Below are 2,424 nucleotides of genomic sequence, written 5' to 3' on the forward strand. Positions count from 1 at the left end.
GCCCGCCGCCGGCGGCATTGCGGCGCACCTGGGCGAGCATGCCCGGCGCAATGTCGAGCGCGAGCACCTGCGCCTTCGGCCAGCGCTTCTGCATCGCCGCGGCGGCGTGGCCCGGGCCGGAGCCGAGGTCGACCACCACCTCCGGCGCATCGCGACCGAGCGCGGGGTCGTCGAGGTAGTCCAGCTGCTCCATCAGGCGCGAGGCGACCTCGCGCTGCAGCGCCGCCGCGGAGTCGTAGCCCTGCGCAGCGCGCGAAAACGCGCGGCGGACCTGGCGGTGGTCGAACAGGTCGCTCACGCCGGCGACTCCGACGTGGCGAGCGAATCCACGAAGTCCGAAATCGCATCGGCGACCCGATCGGCCGCGCCAAGGAACGGCGCGTGGCCGGCGCCATCGATCACCACGCTGCGAGCACGCGGCGCCAGCGCGGCGGCGGCCGGCATCGCACCTGCGGGCACCAGCCGGTCGCGTCGGCCTGACAGCCACAGGCTGGGGACCTGCAGACCGGGCAGCTCGCCGCGCAGGTCGGCCGTATCGAGCAGGGCCAAGCCTTGCTGCAGTGCGCGGGACGACGGCTCGCCACGCTCGAACGCCTGCGCGCGCAGCCGGCGCAGTTCATCCTGCGCGGTGGCCGAACCCAGTGATTCGAGCGCGAGGAAGCCCTCCAGCGTGCCGCGGAAGTCGCGCCGAAGGGCGTCGCCGAAATCACCGAACAGGGTGCTGCTGACGCCGTGCGGCCAGCCGTCGGCATCGTCGCGCACGAACCGGGGCGAGGACGCGACCATCACCAGCCCGCGCACCTGTCCGGGATGGTCGAGCGCGGCGCGCAGGGCGACCTGGCCGCCGAGCGACCACCCCAACCAGACCGCATCGGGCACCCGCGCGACCAGCGCCGCCGCCAGCGTCGCGGGCTCGAGCGCAGTGTCGTCCTCGCGCGCATGGCCGTGGCCCGGCAGGTCGACCAGGTGCAGGGTGAAGCGGTCGGACAGGCGTTCGACCAGCGGCGCGAACAGCCCGCCGTGCATCGCCCAGCCGTGGATCAGGGCCAGCGCGGGGCCACGCCCGTGCGTCTCGATGAACATTCCGCTTCCTGTCAGTGGTGCGGCCGGACGCGGCTCACGCCGGCGCCCAGCCCGTGATGGCAGCGACGCGCGCTTCGGCCTCGGCGCGGTCGCGCGCACCCGCCAGCGCCTGCACCAGCCCGTCGACGTCGGCCGGGGTGTGCAGTGCCGACAGCGTGACCCGCAGCCGTGCGCGGCCCTCCGGCACGGTCGGCGGACGGATCGCCGCGACCAGGTAGCCGGAGCGCTCCAGCGAGGCGGCCATCGACAGCGCGCGCCCTTCGTCACCGACCAGCACGGGCTGGATCGGCGTGTCCGACGGCAGCAGGACCAGACCGGCCGCNTCGCCGCGACCAGGTAGCCGGAGCGCTCCAGCGAGGCGGCCATCGACAGCGCGCGCCCTTCGTCACCGACCAGCACGGGCTGGATCGGCGTGTCCGACGGCAGCAGGACCAGACCGGCCGCCTTGGCCTTGGCGCGGAAGCGCACCGCCAGTTCGCCAAGCTTCTCGCGTCGCCAGTGCTCGCTGCGGGCGAGCCTGACCGCGGCCAGCGTCGCCGCGGCCTGGGCCGGCGGCATCGCGGTGGTGTAGATGTACGGCCGGGCGGTCTCGACTAGGTGGCCGATCAGGTCCGCATCGCCAACCACGGCCGCGCCGTGGCCGCCGAGCGCCTTGCCGAGCGTGGCCAGTTGCAGCGGCACCTGCGCCACGCCAAGCCGGCAAGCAGCGACGCTGCCGCGCCCTTCCGGGCCGACCACGCCGACTCCGTGGGCATCGTCGACGTACAGCAGCGCCTGCTGGGCGCGGGCGACGATGGCCAGCTCGCGCAGCGGGGCAAGGTCGCCGTCCATGCTGAACACGCCGTCGGTCGCGAGCATGGCGACGCCTTCGGGCATGCCGCGCAGTTGCCGGATCGCGCCTTCGGGGTCGTTGTGCGGGTAGCGGCGCAGCCGGCAGCCGGCCAGCCGGGCGGCGTCGATCAGGCTGGCATGGTTGAGCCGGTCCTGCACGCAGACGTCGCCGTCGCCCAGCAGCGCCTGCATCACCGCCAGGTTGGCCAGGTAACCACTGCCGAACAGCAGCGCACGCGGGGCGCCGAGCCAGTCGGCCAGCTCCTTCTCGAGCGCGTCGTGGACCTGGTGGTGGCCGCAGACCAGGTGCGAACCCACCCCGCCGGCGCCTTCCCGCGAGGCGGTGTCCTGCAGTGCGCCGACCACCGCGAAGTGCTGCGACAGGCCAAGGTAGTCGTTGCCGCAGAAGTTCAGCAGGCGGCGGCCGTCGAGTTCGACATGGGCGCCGTCGCGGTGGGTGACGCTGCGGCGCACGCGGCGACGCGATGCGGCCTCGCGCGCGTCGCGGGC

General features: G+C 74.3%; 2 protein-coding genes and 2 pseudogenes. All 4 read right to left on the minus strand.

From position 1 onward, the window contains the following. Positions 1-298: methyltransferase domain-containing protein (locus ACKVMH_RS13235; RefSeq protein ID WP_412700631.1), on the minus strand; the 298-nt coding region annotated here is incomplete at its 3' end. Further along, positions 295-1,083 (minus strand): pimeloyl-ACP methyl ester esterase BioH, encoded by a 789-nt coding sequence (gene bioH / locus ACKVMH_RS13240; RefSeq protein WP_412700632.1) that lies wholly within the window; start codon positions 1,081-1,083, stop codon positions 295-297. The genes bioH and ACKVMH_RS13235, both read right to left, overlap by 4 nt. A 34-nt stretch (positions 1,084-1,117) precedes the next feature. Then, a pseudogene (locus tag ACKVMH_RS13245) lies at positions 1,118-1,288 on the minus strand (8-amino-7-oxononanoate synthase); the annotation flags it as partial. Positions 1,289-1,398: 110 nt separating this feature from the next. Beyond that, positions 1,399-2,424 (minus strand): annotated as a pseudogene (locus ACKVMH_RS13250) (8-amino-7-oxononanoate synthase); the annotation flags it as partial.

Source organism: Lysobacter zhanggongensis, assembly GCF_046638635.1.
Classification (GTDB): domain Bacteria; phylum Pseudomonadota; class Gammaproteobacteria; order Xanthomonadales; family Xanthomonadaceae; genus Novilysobacter; species Novilysobacter luteus.

Excerpts from the sequence above, each read along its gene's own strand:
- bioH (WP_412700632.1), bottom strand. The coding sequence starts at position 1,083 with ATGTTCATCGAGACGCACGGGCGTGGCCCCGCGCTGGCCCTGATCCAC.